Source organism: Pseudomonas sp. MDT1-85, from assembly GCF_054898065.1.
Genome location: NZ_CM142715.1, coordinates 3,478,323 through 3,492,870 on the forward strand (window position 1 = coordinate 3,478,323; position 14,548 = coordinate 3,492,870).

The 14,548-nt window shown below is 56.8% G+C and carries 10 protein-coding genes and 2 pseudogenes; 7 read left to right on the forward strand and 5 right to left on the reverse strand.

The window, feature by feature from the left end; translation table 11 throughout:
• Positions 1–24: 24 nt before the first annotated feature.
• Positions 25–354, reverse strand: a complete 330-nt coding sequence (locus tag ACYZT2_RS15670) for a hypothetical protein (protein WP_461965356.1) — start codon at positions 352–354, stop codon at positions 25–27.
• A gap of 243 nt (positions 355–597) precedes the next feature.
• Here ACYZT2_RS15670 and ACYZT2_RS15675 point away from each other — a divergent pair, with 243 nt between their 5' ends.
• The gene (locus tag ACYZT2_RS15675; RefSeq protein WP_461965358.1) at positions 598–2,022 is read left to right on the forward strand and encodes a homospermidine synthase; all 1,425 of its coding nucleotides are present in this window, start codon (positions 598–600) and stop codon (positions 2,020–2,022) included.
• A gap of 47 nt (positions 2,023–2,069) precedes the next feature.
• Here the strand turns inward: ACYZT2_RS15675 and ACYZT2_RS15680 are convergent, their stop codons facing one another.
• From ACYZT2_RS15680 to ACYZT2_RS15695, 4 genes and pseudogenes are all read right to left on the reverse strand, one after another.
• Positions 2,070–2,774, reverse strand: coding sequence for a phosphoribosyltransferase (locus ACYZT2_RS15680; protein WP_461965360.1), 705 nt, complete (start codon positions 2,772–2,774; stop codon positions 2,070–2,072).
• Between the two features lie 82 nt (positions 2,775–2,856).
• On the reverse strand, positions 2,857–3,744 hold the full coding sequence (locus tag ACYZT2_RS15685) for a universal stress protein (RefSeq protein ID WP_461965362.1): 888 nt from the start codon (positions 3,742–3,744) through the stop codon (positions 2,857–2,859).
• Positions 3,745–4,109: 365 nt separating this feature from the next.
• Positions 4,110–6,229: pseudogene (locus ACYZT2_RS15690) on the reverse strand (TonB-dependent siderophore receptor).
• Between the two features lie 208 nt (positions 6,230–6,437).
• Positions 6,438–6,803, reverse strand: a pseudogene (locus ACYZT2_RS15695) (TonB-dependent receptor plug domain-containing protein); the annotation flags it as partial.
• Positions 6,804–7,573: 770 nt separating this feature from the next.
• Between ACYZT2_RS15695 and rfaH the strand changes: the two are divergent.
• The 6 genes from rfaH to ACYZT2_RS15725 all read left to right on the forward strand — a co-directional run bounded on the left by rfaH (position 7,574) and on the right by ACYZT2_RS15725 (position 14,532).
• Positions 7,574–8,095: a transcription/translation regulatory transformer protein RfaH gene (rfaH, locus tag ACYZT2_RS15700; RefSeq protein WP_461965364.1), complete on the forward strand. Its 522-nt coding sequence runs from the start codon at positions 7,574–7,576 to the stop codon at positions 8,093–8,095.
• Positions 8,096–8,329: 234 nt separating this feature from the next.
• Positions 8,330–9,484 (forward strand): outer membrane beta-barrel protein, encoded by a 1,155-nt coding sequence (locus tag ACYZT2_RS15705; RefSeq protein WP_461965366.1) that lies wholly within the window; start codon positions 8,330–8,332, stop codon positions 9,482–9,484.
• Positions 9,485–9,496: 12 nt separating this feature from the next.
• The gene (locus tag ACYZT2_RS15710; protein ID WP_461965368.1) at positions 9,497–10,030 is read left to right on the forward strand and encodes a polysaccharide biosynthesis/export family protein; all 534 of its coding nucleotides are present in this window, start codon (positions 9,497–9,499) and stop codon (positions 10,028–10,030) included.
• 2 nt (positions 10,031–10,032) lie between these two features.
• Positions 10,033–12,279, forward strand: a complete 2,247-nt coding sequence (locus tag ACYZT2_RS15715) for a GumC family protein (RefSeq protein ID WP_461965370.1) — start codon at positions 10,033–10,035, stop codon at positions 12,277–12,279.
• Between the two features lie 142 nt (positions 12,280–12,421).
• Positions 12,422–13,813: an undecaprenyl-phosphate glucose phosphotransferase gene (locus tag ACYZT2_RS15720; protein WP_461965372.1), complete on the forward strand. Its 1,392-nt coding sequence runs from the start codon at positions 12,422–12,424 to the stop codon at positions 13,811–13,813.
• 11 nt (positions 13,814–13,824) lie between these two features.
• Positions 13,825–14,532: a WecB/TagA/CpsF family glycosyltransferase gene (locus tag ACYZT2_RS15725; protein WP_461965374.1), complete on the forward strand. Its 708-nt coding sequence runs from the start codon at positions 13,825–13,827 to the stop codon at positions 14,530–14,532.
• The last annotated feature ends 16 nt before the right edge of the window (positions 14,533–14,548 follow it).

Genomic DNA, 14,548 nt, shown 5'->3' on the forward strand with positions numbered 1-14,548 from the left:
GTTTCAGCTGAGGAGCCCAGACCCCTAGCGACGGGCCAACTCGTGCCGGATGCATTGTTCGTAATACGTTTGCTTGATACCAGCAGGCTTGAGACGCGAGGGACTGTTATAGGTTTGTTCGGTAATTCCCATGGCCGTCATGCGCATCCACGGCCGGGGGAATTTTCGCGATTGCAGTTTCTTGCGTGCCCCGTAAAGCGTGAATCCGGAAAGCTTCGCCGCTTGCGCGTCGGCGGCTATGTCGGAGCCCCAGCTGCAGACGAAACGACTGTTCTTGCTCAGGTCCTTTGCCTGAGCCTCAAGCGAGAGAGTCACCAGGGCAAACGTTGCAGCCATCCATACCAAAGTCCGCATATCGCCAATGCCTAACCTTCTGAAAAGAAAGCAAGTTTGACCACGAAACGGAGATCCGGGGGCCAGCAGTTCGCCTCATCCTTATGTGTTTTTTTGGGTCTCGATCGGCACAGCAAAGACTCTTTCACGGTGTCCGAAACTTTTTTGAGCTTTAACCAAGCCTTGCAGTCTCTAGTTTGAGAGCGTCGTGGTTATCGACAGTTCATTGGCAGCGAACGCGCGGTCAGGCGGGTGGAGGCATCGATGTCAGATTTTGAGCATGTCATTCAGTCCTTTAATGCCAGGTTGGTGATGATCGGCTCTGGCTGTATCGGCAAAGGCGTACTCCCGCTGCTGTTGCGCCATCTTGAGCTTGAGCCGCAGCGACTGTTGATCCTCAGCCCCGATGACGATGGACGCTTGCTCGCGCAGGAATTCGGCGTCGCCCATAAGTCCGAGCAACTGGATCAGGGCAATTACGAGGCGGTACTGGACCCTCTGTTGAGCGCTGGCGATTTCCTGCTCAACCTCTCGGTGGGGGTATCGAGCCTGTCCCTGATTCAGTTCGCCCAGCGTAAAGGCGTGCTGTATCTGGACACCTGTATCGAGCCGTGGGAAGGCGGTTATACCGACCCCGACAAATCCCTGTCCGAAAGATCCAACTATGCATTGAGGGAAGCGGCACTTCAGCTTCGGGGCGAACGTGCGCAAGGTCTGTCCACCGCCATGTTGACCCACGGTGCCAATCCGGGGCTGGTGTCTCACTTGGTCAAACAGGCACTGGTCAACCTCGCCCAGGATTTGGGTGACACAACGCCCCTGCCCGCGACTCGCGAAGAATGGGCGCAACTGGCCAGCCGACTGAATATCCGCTGCATCCACATCGCCGAACGCGACTCGCAGTATTCATCGCTACACAAAATCGCCGATGAGTTCGTCAACACCTGGTCAGTGGACGGCTTCATCAGTGAAGGCAGCCAACCGGCGGAATTGGGTTGGGGCAGTCATGAGAAAGCGCTTCCCGAGGATGGTTATTACCACGCCTTCGGGTGCCAGGCCGGGATCTATCTGCAACGCCCCGGTGCCTCTACGCCGGTTCGTACCTGGACACCCTCGACGGGGCCCACCCATGGGCTGCTCGTGACCCATAACGAAGCCCTGTCGATTGCCGACTTCCTGACCCTTGGCCAGGGAAGGCAGCCGACTTACCGCCCGACCGTCCACTACGCTTATCGGCCCTGTGATGATGCCTTGCTCTCGGTGCATGAACTCGCCGAGCGCAGCTGGAAACCCCAGAGCGGCCAGCGCCTGCTCGATGACGAAATCCTCGACGGCAGTGACGAGCTCGGCGTGCTGCTGATGGGGCATGCCAGAAACAGTTACTGGTATGGCTCGCGCTTATCGATCCAGCAAGCCCGGGCCCTATGCCCCTATAACAGCGCCACCAGCCTGCAAGTGACGGCGGGCGTGCTGGCCGGTGTGATCTGGGCTATTCGCAATCCTCAACGCGGCATTGTCGAACCGGATGAATTGCCCTTCAGGGAGATTCTGCAGATCTGCATGCCTTACCTTGGCATTGTAGAAGGCATTTATTCCGACTGGACGCCCCTTACCGGACGTCACTCACTGATGCCCGAGCAGACCGATGAATCCGATCCGTGGCAATTCGTGAACGTCAGGATCACTTGAAGGCCTGACGTGGTTTGCTCCACGCCAGGTAACGTCTGCGGTACGGCTCAAATACCGGAACCGTTCTGAAATGAGTCGCCTGAACCGGACTCTCTTTGCCACGCCCGGTGCAGCAGCTCGATGACCTCTTCGTCGGATGTCTGCGAAAAGTCCGTGTACCAATGGCCGATCGAAATCAGCCAGTCGGGGATGAGCGGGCAAATCAGCTCGTCCACTTCGTCGCGCAGCGCCTCTGCCGTCTCAAGCGGTGCCACCGGCACGGCAACGACGATGCGAGATGGCGCTTGCAGGCGCACAGCCTGTATCGCGGCCATCATTGTGGCGCCTGTCGCCAGGCCGTCATCGATCAGAATCACCACCTGATCCTTGAGCGCCACCGGTGCGCGCGATGCCCGGTATACCCGCTCGCGACGCAACAATTCCTGCGTTTCCTTTGCAACCACGGCATCGAGCGTGCGTTGATCAATACCGTTAGCCCGCAGCGCATCGTCATTCACAATCTGTATGCCGCCACTGGCAATCGCGCCCATGGCGAACTCCTGATGGGTCGGTACTCCCAACTTGCGCACCAGCATCAGGTCCAGGCGAACCTCCAGGGCCGTGGCCACTTCATAGGCGACCGGAACGCCGCCACGGGGTAAGGCGAGAACGATGACATCGGCTCTTTTAGCGTATTTAAGCAACGGCTCCACCAGGCCTCGGCCGGCATCCACCCGGTCATGCAAGATGGTTTGCAATGAAGGACTAGTCATTTGAAAACCTCCCTGGGGCGGGAGCCCCAAAAATCGGGCGTTCGTTTGACGGCGGCCATCATTCCGATTGGAGCACCTGCCCCTAGACCGCCAGAATGCTGCAAGGCACCTGATACAGAATATGTTCGGTCGTGCTGCCAAGCAGCCGTTCCAGCCCCCGGTATTGGGTCCTGCCCACCACGACCACATCCATCTGATGCTGGTGGGCAAATTCGCTCAGCACCGAGACAGGGTGCCCCATGATGAAATGCCGACAGTCAGAGGGCACACCGAACCGGGCGGCCAATTTGAGAAAAGACTTTTCCAGGTCGCTGCGCAGTTCCCGGGTGAGCTGCGCGAGCGTCAGACCGCCGCCCATATCCGCCAGAAAAGCTGCCGAAATGTCACAGGCGTACAGCAGATGCAACTCGGCATTGCACTGCAACGCCAAGCTCGATGCCTGCAAGATAATCCGGTCATTGAATTCACTGTTCGAAGGCTCAGTGTCTGAGACGTCAACCGCGGCCACCACCTTCTGCGGCAAGGCGTGACCTTCGCCGCCCACCAGGTAAACCGGTACCGGACAATGGCGCAACAAACGCCAATCCAGCGGTGTGAAAAATGCGCGCTTGAACACGGGCTCATGCTGCACTTGCTTGATCAACAGATCCGGCTGCATTTGCGTGACGAGGTCAAGGATGTCCTGGCGCATGTTGTCGGCCCATGCAACTTCGGCTGTCACCTCGATCCCCCGGCCGTGCATCTTTACCACCTGCTCATCGAGCCAGTCGCGGTGCTCCTGCAGGTAGCTCGCCCGAGCCATTTTGCGGTCGCCCTCTTCGAGCAGCGACAGAATGTCCAACGAGGGAATCAGGCCGGCGATATGCAAGCTCGCCCCGCTGGCCTTGGCCAGGGCAGCACCATGGTTTATCGCAGGCGAATGACGCAGCAGCGGGTTGATGATCAGTAATAACCGTTGATACTGGCTCATGATCTGACTCCAGACAGATTGATCATCGACGCCGGCTCGAGAATCCAGCATCAGGCCCAGACGCCTCCCTTAAAGCTTCTTGGGCCTTGATTTATATCAACTCCTTGAATAAGGCATTGAAGGGGCCACTTGAGAAGAATAGTTCACATCGGTGCCGTGCATCCCGTGTCGTACTCATCCGCGATGGCCGTTCGCCTGAAAATGCCCACCAGATTGCGATCCACCTCACGCGCCACCAAAGCCCCTCTTCCGTGGCACTGGCGATCATCATGTTGCGCTCGTTGATCTCCTCCGACGGGTGCAGGTTGTTCATATCACGCTTTATAAAAGTGCGCCCTCCAGGCAACAGCCCGGAGAAGCCCTCTCTACAAGGTGTATGAAAATCCCGCTTGTAGGGTTCTCGGCGCGCCCGGATAGGCGTAAACGTTGCCAAAGGCGCCTTCATCGTAGTGGCTGTCGAACACATTCTTCAGGTCAAGGTTAAGCCGCAGGTGCTCGTTGACTTTGTAAAAGCCGAGCAGGTCGAACACCTCGTAGCTATCCATGGAGAAGGCATTGGCCGCGGTCTGGCCGGCGCGCTCGTCGACATACTTGGCGCCCAGCCCCAGGCCCAGCCCTTTGAGACCGCCGTCCTGAAATTCATAAACGTTCAGCAGACTGAAACTGTTGCGCGGAATGTTCAGCAGGCGGGTACCTGACTTCAACACGTTGTCCTGGGTGACTTCGGCATCCACGTAGGCGTAGCCACCGATCATCCGCCACTCTGGCGTGAGGTTGCCGGCCACATTCAAATCAAAGCCACGGCTACGGACTTCGCCCGCCGCAACGCTGAAGGTCGAGTCCACCGGGTCTGTCGTCAGGACGTTGCGTTTTTCGATCTGATACACCGCGGCATCCACGCTTAACTGACGATCAAGGGCCTGCCACTTGACGCCCACCTCGTAGGACTTGCCTTCTTCTGGTTTGAAACCGCCCCCCGTTCGACTGGCACCGCTGTTGGGCTTGAAGGACCGCGCCGTGTCGGCATAGATCGCCACGGTCGGGGTCAAGTCGTAGATCAGCCCCAGGCGCGGGGTGACGGCGTTGTCGCTGTTGGTCCAGCTCACACCGTTGACGAGATAGTTGTCGTAATCATGTTCGAAGCGTTCGAAACGTACGCCTGCCAAGGCTTTCAGGCGCTCGGTGAGCGTTACCTGGTCTTGCACGAAAGCGGCATAAGTCTTGAGGTTTTCCTGATCGTGGGTGGTGGTGCGAGTCAGCGCTGGACGCGGCTGCCCGTAAACCGGATTGAAAATATCGATGGGGTAGGCACCCACCGCCCCACTGGAGCGACGGATGATCGACTTGTAATCGTAATCCTCATATTCGATGCCCGTGAGCAACGTGTGGTCGAATCCACCGGTGGAAAAATGCCCGGTCAGATTCAACTGAACATCAAGGTCTTGCCACTCCAGCTTGCGATAGTTGAAGTTGCGCCCCAGCGTTCGGCCGTCGGCAGCGACACCGTTGGCTTCGATGGCATTGCCTTGCAGGCTGCCGTCGAGAAATTGCGTGCCGCCGCCCAAGGTCCAGTTGTCGTTCAGGAAATGCTCGAAACGCACTTGCGCCATGTTGTTGTCGTTGTGCAGCTTGCCGATATCCTTCTCACCGAAAAAAGTATCCCGCGACGCGACACCAATCTGATTGCGATAGCGAGTCACGCCCCGATCGAGCGGCGCGTTGTTGCGCATGAAATCGCCTTCGAAGGTGATACGGGTGGTGTCGTTAACCTGCCAACCGAGCACCGGCGCCACACCGTAACGCTCGTTTTCGACGTGATCACGGAAGGTTTCGCCGCCCTCGCCTATCACGTTCAGCCGATAGGCCAGTCGCCCTTCATCGTCCAGCGGTCCTGAGGCATCCAGCGTGCCGCGACGCATGCCCTGATCGTTGAGCTGACTGCCCAGGGTGACCGTGCGCTCGGCCAGGGGTTGTTTGGACACCACGTTGAAAGTGCCGCCCGGATCGCCACGGCCATAGAGCGTGGTGGCTGGCCCACGCAGGACCTCCAGGCGCTCGATGGTATTGGCATCGGGCATGTTCGGGTAACCGCGGTTGATCGGGAAACCGTTGCGGTAGAACTCACCGGTGGTAAAGCCACGCACGGTGAAAGTGGTCAGGCCCTGACCACCGAAATTGTTCGCACGGCCCACGCCTCCGGCGTAATCGAGAGCGTCTTGCAGGCGGGTGGCGCCGAGGTCTTCCACGACATCCTTGGTGACCACAGTGATGGATTGTGGGGTTTCATGAATCGGAGTGTCGGTGCGCGTCGCACTGGCCGAACGGGTTGCTCGATAGCCCTGAACCGGCCCTTGAGCCTGTTCTTCCAATGTGCCGTTGATGTCGATCGCTTGTAACTCTATTGACGCAGGATCGGTGCTTGTTCAGCCCAAGCGGGCTGGGAAATAGCTTGGATCACACACAAAGAAACGAGAGTTCGACGCATCGACATACAACCTTAAGAAGATGCCGGGCACACATTAGGAGCCCGGCGAAAATTGATGTTGGATAAAGACTGAGGCGCCTCCCATTCCGCCCGGCATAAACATCAGCGAAACGGGTCAGCGCATCAGTGCACAAGGATCAGAACGTCACACTGGCGCTGAGCCGTGCCGTGCGCGGCTCGCCGACATTGACCGCCAGCGCCCCAGATTGGAACGCACGCCATCGCGCAGGATCGAGCCGTCATCGTTGGTGCCGAAACCGCGCTTGACCAGGGAATCCCGCGAGCCGCCCAAGGTATTGCCCTGACTGACGCCGCTGACGAACTTCATCGCGTCGTCCAGCGAGCGCACCTGATAGTCAGCCAGGGTTTGCTGGGTGACGACATTGACCGATTGCGCCTCTTCCTTGATCGGCACATTGCTTTTGCTCGCGGTGCTGGCTTGAGAGGTGGTGTAGCTCGTGTCTTGGCTGACGCGGCTTGCCTGAATATCAGTGGTCGGCAGTTCGAGTGCTTGCTGTGCCCACAGAGGGCTGACAAACATAACGCAGGAGAGCGTTGGCAATGCGTGTTTCATGAAGACCTTGCGGCGGGCAAAGGGGTGGGGCTGGCTCAAGACGTCGCACTCGATGAGTTGGTAATAACGATTCTCATTGTATTGTGCGATAAATTCTCAGTAAACACCCTTCACGGCCATCTGCGCGCTCTTGATCCCCCGCATCGGCAGGGTTTGTGTGTTGACTGCCGATGTCTACTTCAGCAGGAGCTGTGTGTGCGTCAAAAAAATCACCTGTTAAAACAGCTGGTTGAAGCGCCTTAATTGATTATTGGACAGAAGGCTATATTTTTGACTAGTGACATTTGACAGGCCGTCTGGAGTGGTCGATACCTAAGAGGGTCGACGTATAACAAAAGATGTAACTCCATTAATAGATATACGTCGCCCCCTGCGTTTAAGCTCACGACCGAAAGTGCTTGTTTTTCAAAGGACCCGGGAGTTCGGACCCTGCGGTAGCTTTGGCCATCGCAAAGAATACCCTTCCCTGATGACGCGGCGATATCACTTATAGCGTTAAGTAACGTTTACACTTTCGACCAAGAGTTCTGATTGAGCGCGGCCCAAGTAACAGAACTCTCCTGCACTAGGGTGGCGCACACGCCAGATTATTGACTCACCATTTTTTGTCATCGTTATGTATGCATTACATGCTTCATTGTTGATACACCTGTTCCATCGACTTAACACTTTCGCGATTCCTCATTCTCCAAAGAGTTCATTGGAAGCGCGGTGGCATTGCTCATGCGCGAACAGGCATGCTTAACCCATAATTACGGAGCTTGCCAGAAATGCTGACGAGTACCCAAGGTGCCCACTGGTATCTTTTGCAGTGCAAGCCGCGTCAGGATGAACGGGCACAAATCAATTTATTGCGACAAAACTACGTCATATTTTGCCCGCAAATTATTAGCGAGCGCGTGATTCATGGCAAACCCCATCAATCGCTTGAACCTCTCTTCCCAGGGTATCTTTTCATTCAGCTGAGCCGTGACGACAAATGGGCGCCCTTGCGTTCTACCCGCGGTGTCAGCCGCATTGTCGATTTCAATCACGGCCCGGCGACGGTCCCGGACGACGTCATCGAGCATCTGCGCACCCGGTGTTTCAAACCACCAGAATTACACACACCCCAACCGTTCAAGCTTGGGGAAACGCTGCAAATAACCCGAGGGCCACTGTCGACACTTGAAGGTATTTTCCTGAGCATGTTGGGCGATGAACGCGTCATGATTCTTCTTCACTTCTTGAATAGAGAACATCAAGTTCGCGTGCCATTGACTGATATCGAGCGACCACGGCCTAATTTATAAATAAATCATTTCTCTTTTTAACTAGCGCACTTTACAACCACCTGTGCAACCCCCAAATACAACGCTGTAATTGCCAGCACTCTTTTAAATTATCGCACTCTGCCCAGTTATTAATTTAACTTACAAACTCCTCTCCCATGAATAAATTATTGATAGCTACCGGCATTACACCACCCCATTCATCCACTGTTTTTCCGGTCTATAGTCATTGAACTCACCCCCAGGAGCAATGATATGACCCTCAAGACCCGCGGCCCTTTCGCACTGATCATGATGTACTTATGTCCCGGAACGGCCTGGAGTCTTGATCCCCAGTCCATTGATATTTATGGGTTCGACTTCACCCCTACCCTGCTGTTTTCAGAAAGTTATGACGACAATTTCCGCGAACTGGAGCGGGCGCAGTCTTCCATGGTGACAAAAGTGGCGCCCACTTTCGAACTCAAGGCTGAAGACCGCAACAGTGCCTACCGACTTATCTGGCAGCCTACCCGGTACATTTATCATGACGACTCGGATGCTTCTAATACGGCACAACGCGTGCGACTCAATAGCATCATGGAATTCACCGACCGCCATCGCCTGAAACTTGAAGCGGAAGCACGTAAATACGAACGTACGACGTCGACCGCTGTCGATGGCGTCAATGACAAGATTCGCAGCAACCGCGTCAATGGTCTGTATACCTACGGCGCCAGGAGCGCTGCCAATCAGATCGATCTGGGCGCCAGTTACGCTCAACTTCGCTACGACAATTCAGGCGGGATCAACGACGACAAAGAGCGCAATACCACTGGCCTGACTACCACCTGGTACCACCGCATCGGCAGCAACACACGTGGATTGCTGGAATACGATCATACCGACTTTGATTACCTGTCCAACAGCCGTCTCAACAGCACATCCGATGCGGTCCTCGCCGGTGCCGAATGGGATTTCACCGCACGCACCACCGGTAAAATCCGCGTTGGTTATGAGCGCAAAAACTTCGATGACAGCAGTGTCGATGACCTCAGTAACCCGACCTGGCAGGTGGATCTGCGATGGAAACCACGAACCTATTCGACCTTCTCGTTTGTTGCCCGCCAGGCCATGGCCGAGGGCGACGACGGTGCTGATGCCGTCAAAACCACCTCAGCCCTGGTCGGCTGGCGTCATGGCTGGACCGAACGCATCACCACGGTGGCCGAAGTCGGGCTGGCTCGCTATGAGTACGAAGGGCAGGAGCGCACTGATGACCTTCGTGACTACAACCTCGCCGTGGAATACGCAATGCGCCGCTGGCTGGATATCGAGCTGGGCTATCGCTACCGCAAGGATGACTCCGATGCTGACAATCAGAGTTTTGAGCGCAACATTTTCTTGCTCAGCTTCAACGTAAGCCTTTAAGAGGTTTTCTTTATGAACTCGCGAATGCTTGGCTTGTTGTTCGTGCCGTGGCTGTTGCCCGCGACTTTTGCAGCAGACACCGGCGCCCAGTACAAACTGGCAGCCGGTGATGTATTGCGCATCACCGTGTTCGGTGAGCGGGATCTGAGCTTCGAGAAAATCCGTCTCAACGATGCCGGAATGTTCTCCTATCCATTCCTGGGTGAAATTGCCGCCAAGGGACTCACGCCCAAACAGGTAGAAAAGGTCATCGTCGACGGGCTGAAGCAAGGTTACCTGGTCGATCCCAAGGTCAGCCTCAACCTGATCGCCTATCGCTCGTTCTACATCAATGGAGAGGTACAGAAACCCGGCAGCTATCCGTTCGAACCCGGGCTGACGCTGGAGAAAGCCATCGCCTTGGGCGGCGGCCTGACCGAGCGAGCCTCGATCAAGCGGGTGACCATCGTGCGCGGCGATGGCTCCCCACCACTGACCGACAAAATCACGCGCGGCACCGCCATCGCACCCGGTGACACCATATCCATTGCACAAGGCTTTTTCTAATCATGGACAATAGCCCAAGCCTATATGTCGAACGTCCGATCCAGCCGCATGTGCCGCAGCATCAGCAGTACAGCGAGGAAAAGGACACCATTGACCTGCTCAAATACTGGAGGGTGATCTGGCGCGCCCATTGGAAAATCGGCTGGTTGGTACTGCTTGGCTGTGTGCTTGCGATGGCCACCTTGTCGTTCATTCCCCCGCAGTACATCGGCAGCACCACCTTGCTGATCAAGGAAAAAACACCACCGTTGCTGGTCTTCCAGCAAGCGACGGAGTCGAGCTCCGGTAACGTCGATTATTTGCAGACGCAACTGGCACTCCTGCAGTCGCGGGACCTTGCCGAACGGGCGGTAAGAAAGCTGAACCTCACCACGCACCCGGTGACCGATCCACGCCAGCAACCACAGCCATGGTTCGCGCCGCGTAGATGGCTGGCATCGCTTGAGCTTGGCCAATGGCTGCCCGTAGTAGGCCGTTTGGCACCGGTTCAGGTGGTGCCCTCTGAAGCCGATGTCTTCAATCAAGTCACGCAGAACCTCATGCAGCGTACCAGCGTCAAATTCGTCGGCAAGAGCCAGCTGATCAAAATAGAGGTGGAGTTGACCGACCCTGGCCTGGCGGCCGCTACCGCCAATGCGATTGCCCAAAGCTTCATCGACAGTCAGCTCGACAACAGTCTTAAATCCTCGCAGACCAATACCAGCTGGATGAACTCACGCCTGATCGAGTTGCGCAATAACCTGCGCAATGCCGAAAACAAACTTCAGGGCTATCGGGAAGAACAAGGCCTGGTTGACGTCGGCGGTGTCGCTACCATCAGCGCCAATGAACTGGAATTGACCGGCAACCGCATGATCGATGCCCGCCGTAATCTGGCAGAGGCCGAGAGCCAGTACCGCCAGGTACAGGCCCTGAGCAATGGCAACCTGAGCAAACTGTCCAGTGTGCCGGCCGTCCTGAGCAACCCTCTGGTGCAGAAATTCCAGGCGCAACAGGCCAAGGCCCAAGCCAAGGTCGAGGAATTGTCGGGGCGCTACGGGGCAAAACACCCGACCCTGGCTGCCGCTCGCGCCGAATTGCGTATGGCCACCGACAGTTTGCGCCTGCAGGTTCAGCAAGTGGTTGCCGGTATCGAACGTGAATACCAACTGTCCCTGGCCAATGAAAACTCACTGCGCAAGTCATTCAACAGCAACAAGGCGCAATTACAGGACATTTCGCGCAAAGAGTTCCAACTGCGTGAGTTTCAGCGTGAAGTCGACAGCAGTCGCGCGCTGTATGAGACCTTCATTACCCGTTTGAAAGAAACCGCGGCCACCTCAGACATGGACTCCACCAAGGCACGCGTCGTCGACCCTGCGATTGTTCCTCTGTTACCCAGCAAGCCGCGTAAAACACTGATTCTGGCGATTGTCGCCGTCGTGTCTGCGCTGGTCGGCGTAGCGCTGGCCTTGCTGTCGGAAACCCTGAACAAAACCTTCAAGACCGACGAAGCAATCGAAAGCACGCTTGATGTTCCCCTGCTCAGCGTGGTGCCGCTAGTCACGAGGAAAAGCCGCCGGCAACTCGCGCGACTGTTCGACGACAACGACCATCCGCGTTTTTGCGAGACCATACGCAACCTGCGCACCTGGTTGATGTTGCACAGCGGCGATACGTCGTCACAGGTGGTACTCGTTGCCTCGACCATGGCCGAAGAGGGTAAAAGCACCATCGCCAACAACCTGGCGTACTCGCTCACCATGCTCGAGCGTGTCTTGTTGATCGACGCCGACATGCGCAAACCCAGCCTGTCGCTCAACTTCGATTTCCCGGCAAACAGCCCGGGGTTGGCCAATATCCTGGCGGGCACTGCGCGGCTCGAGGACTGTATCCGCACTGTCGGCAATCTCGACATGCTGCCGGCAGGGACGCTGTCGCCACCACCGCTGGATCTGCTCAGCTCGCCGCGCCTGGCCCCGATGCTTGAGGCGCTGAAGTCGCGGTACCAACGCATCATTATCGACTCTCCGCCTGCACAAATGGTCAGCGATGCCTTGTTGCTGGCCAAGCATTCGGACGCGGTGATCTACGTGATCAAGGCCGAAAGCACGCCTGTCAGCCAGGTGCAGAAGTGCCTTGCGATACTGCAGCAGAGTCATGCGCCGGTGTTCGGTGTGGTGCTTAACCAGGTTGACCTGAGCAAGGCCCGCAAACAGGGCTACAGCCATTCCGATACGTTCCAGAACTACGACTACATGTCCCGGTAAAACCTTGCGCCTGTCTCACCCGTAGTCTTCCTCCCACATCTACCAAAAGCTGCTTCATCCCAGTCGAGCTATACCAGCGTGCGGGAACGAGGGCGTGCAGTATTCGCCGCCGAAGTCCAACCCATGCCCGGAGGTTGCGCCGATGACATCGCTCTATACCGCTCACATGACGCGCCGCCGAGGCCTGACCTTCTGGGGCCAATGGCTGTGCGCACTCAGTCTGACCAACCTGCTGCTGATGCTGCTCGTGTACTGGCGGGTCGGCAGCCTGACCAGTGAATACCGCGTTCTGATGATTCTCACCGTGCTCGGTTCGGTGCCGATTTACAGCATCATGCAGGTTTACCACAAGCGTCATGAGTGGTTGTCCGGGCTCGGTCGGCTACTGGCGGCCTGGATGATTTTGCTGGCCGTTCTGATCAGCATTGCCTTCGTCACCCAAACCAGCGTGATTTTCTCGCGGCAGGTGATCATCGTCTGGGCCGTGCTGGGTTACCTGATTCAGGCGGCGAGCTTTTTGCCCCTGCATTACCTGGCCCGACTGCATTCTCACAAGCTCTGCAACGAGCGCCGCGCGGTAATCATCGGGACGTGTCCGACCGCCCAAAAGCTGGCGAGAAAACTGTCCAGACGCAATCGCGTACCGCTACTGGGTTTTATCGCCACCGCCGACCATACCGGCCCGGCACCGAGCATTCTGCCGCTGCTGGGGCGCATCGATGAGGTTCGCGAAATCATCACCCGTCTGCACATACGTCGCGTGTACATCGTCTTGCCGATGGCACAAGCCGCCATTATTGAAGCGCTGTACATCGACCTGCTGGACACGAATGTCGACGTGGTCTGGATCCCTGATTTCGGCAGCATGGTGCTGCTCAATCAGTCGATCTCGGAAATAGAGCGAATGCCGGCCATCTACCTCAACGAGAGTCTTATCAGTTCGCACCCCGGCAGCCTGCTCTGCAAAGAGCTGTTCGAACGTAGCCTCGCCGCCGTGTCCATTATTGTGCTCAGCCCCTTGCTGCTGATCGTGGCGGCAGCCGTGAAGCTTTCATCGCCCGGCCCGGTGTTGTTCAAACAAAATCGCTATGGCTGGAACGCTGAGGTGATCAAGGTCTGGAAGTTTCGATCGATGCGTGTGCACGACGACCACGAAGTGCGTCAGGCCACCCGCGAGGATGACCGCATCACCCCGCTTGGGCGTTTCTTGCGCCGCAGTTCCATCGACGAGCTACCGCAACTGTTCAACGTGCTCTGCGGCGAAATGGCCCTGGTCGGGCCGCGACCGCACGCGGTCACGCACAACATCTATTACACCGGCAAGGTTCGCGCCTACATGGCCCGTCATCGCCTCAAACCGGGAATCACCGGGTTGGCCCAGATCACCGGGCATCGAGGTGAAACCCAGACGTTGGAAAAAATGCAGCAGCGCGTCGCCCAGGACCTCAACTACATCAACCAATGGTCGTTGTGGCTCGACATCAAAATCCTGGTCAAGACCCCTTTCACGCTGTTCTCCAAAGACACCTATTGAGGAGTCAGGCAATGATCGACCTGGAATTGATCGGGCATTACGCACCGAATTTGCTGGACGCCAACAAGGCATTTTCCTTCATCAATTTCGCGTCCGTCGGCAGTCTGTTCGACCGGGACCCGACATCCATCGCCTATTTTTGCGACGGCATGCTGATGTCGACCTTCATGTCGCGCATCACCGGCCGCACGATCGGCCGGGTCAGCTTCGACTTCACCTCCATCGCCGACGCTGTGTTCAGCTGCGCCGAGAAACAAGGCAAGCGCCTTTATTTTGTCGGTGCCCGGCAAGCCGAACTGGACCTGTTCCTCAATAAGATCAAGGCTCGCTACCCCGCGCTGATTATTGTCGGTCATCACAATGGTTATTTCGATGCAGCGCAGGCCGCGTGCATCCAGGCAGACATCTGCCGCAGTCAAGCGAACATCCTGATCGTAGGTTTGGGCGCCGGGCTTCAGGAGCAGTTCGAGCAGGATGCCCTGCGCGCCGGTTTCACCGGGGTGGCATTTACCTGTGGCGGTTTCATTCGCCAAGAGGCCACAGCCACTCACCAATATTACCCTGAGCTGATCAACCGCCTGCATCTGCGCGCGTTCTATCGGATGTACCGCGAACCGCACACCATCAAACGCTACCTGATCGATTACCCGACCAATTTTGTTCATCTGTTGGTGATGATCATCCGGCGAAAAGTGACCATCAATATCACTTATCCCTAAGCATCCAGCACCGAGC

Excerpts from the sequence above, each read along its gene's own strand:
- ACYZT2_RS15670 (WP_461965356.1), bottom strand. The coding sequence starts at position 354 with ATGCGGACTTTGGTATGGATGGCTGCAACGTTTGCCCTGGTGACTCTC.
- ACYZT2_RS15725 (WP_461965374.1), top strand. The coding sequence starts at position 13,825 with ATGATCGACCTGGAATTGATCGGGCATTACGCACCGAATTTGCTGGAC.
- ACYZT2_RS15705 (WP_461965366.1), top strand. The coding sequence starts at position 8,330 with ATGACCCTCAAGACCCGCGGCCCTTTCGCACTGATCATGATGTACTTA.
- ACYZT2_RS15720 (WP_461965372.1), top strand. The coding sequence starts at position 12,422 with ATGACATCGCTCTATACCGCTCACATGACGCGCCGCCGAGGCCTGACC.
- ACYZT2_RS15680 (WP_461965360.1), bottom strand. The coding sequence starts at position 2,774 with ATGACTAGTCCTTCATTGCAAACCATCTTGCATGACCGGGTGGATGCC.
- rfaH (WP_461965364.1), top strand. The coding sequence starts at position 7,574 with ATGCTGACGAGTACCCAAGGTGCCCACTGGTATCTTTTGCAGTGCAAG.
- ACYZT2_RS15675 (WP_461965358.1), top strand. The coding sequence starts at position 598 with ATGTCAGATTTTGAGCATGTCATTCAGTCCTTTAATGCCAGGTTGGTG.
- ACYZT2_RS15715 (WP_461965370.1), top strand. The coding sequence starts at position 10,033 with ATGGACAATAGCCCAAGCCTATATGTCGAACGTCCGATCCAGCCGCAT.
- ACYZT2_RS15710 (WP_461965368.1), top strand. The coding sequence starts at position 9,497 with ATGAACTCGCGAATGCTTGGCTTGTTGTTCGTGCCGTGGCTGTTGCCC.
- ACYZT2_RS15685 (WP_461965362.1), bottom strand. The coding sequence starts at position 3,744 with ATGAGCCAGTATCAACGGTTATTACTGATCATCAACCCGCTGCTGCGT.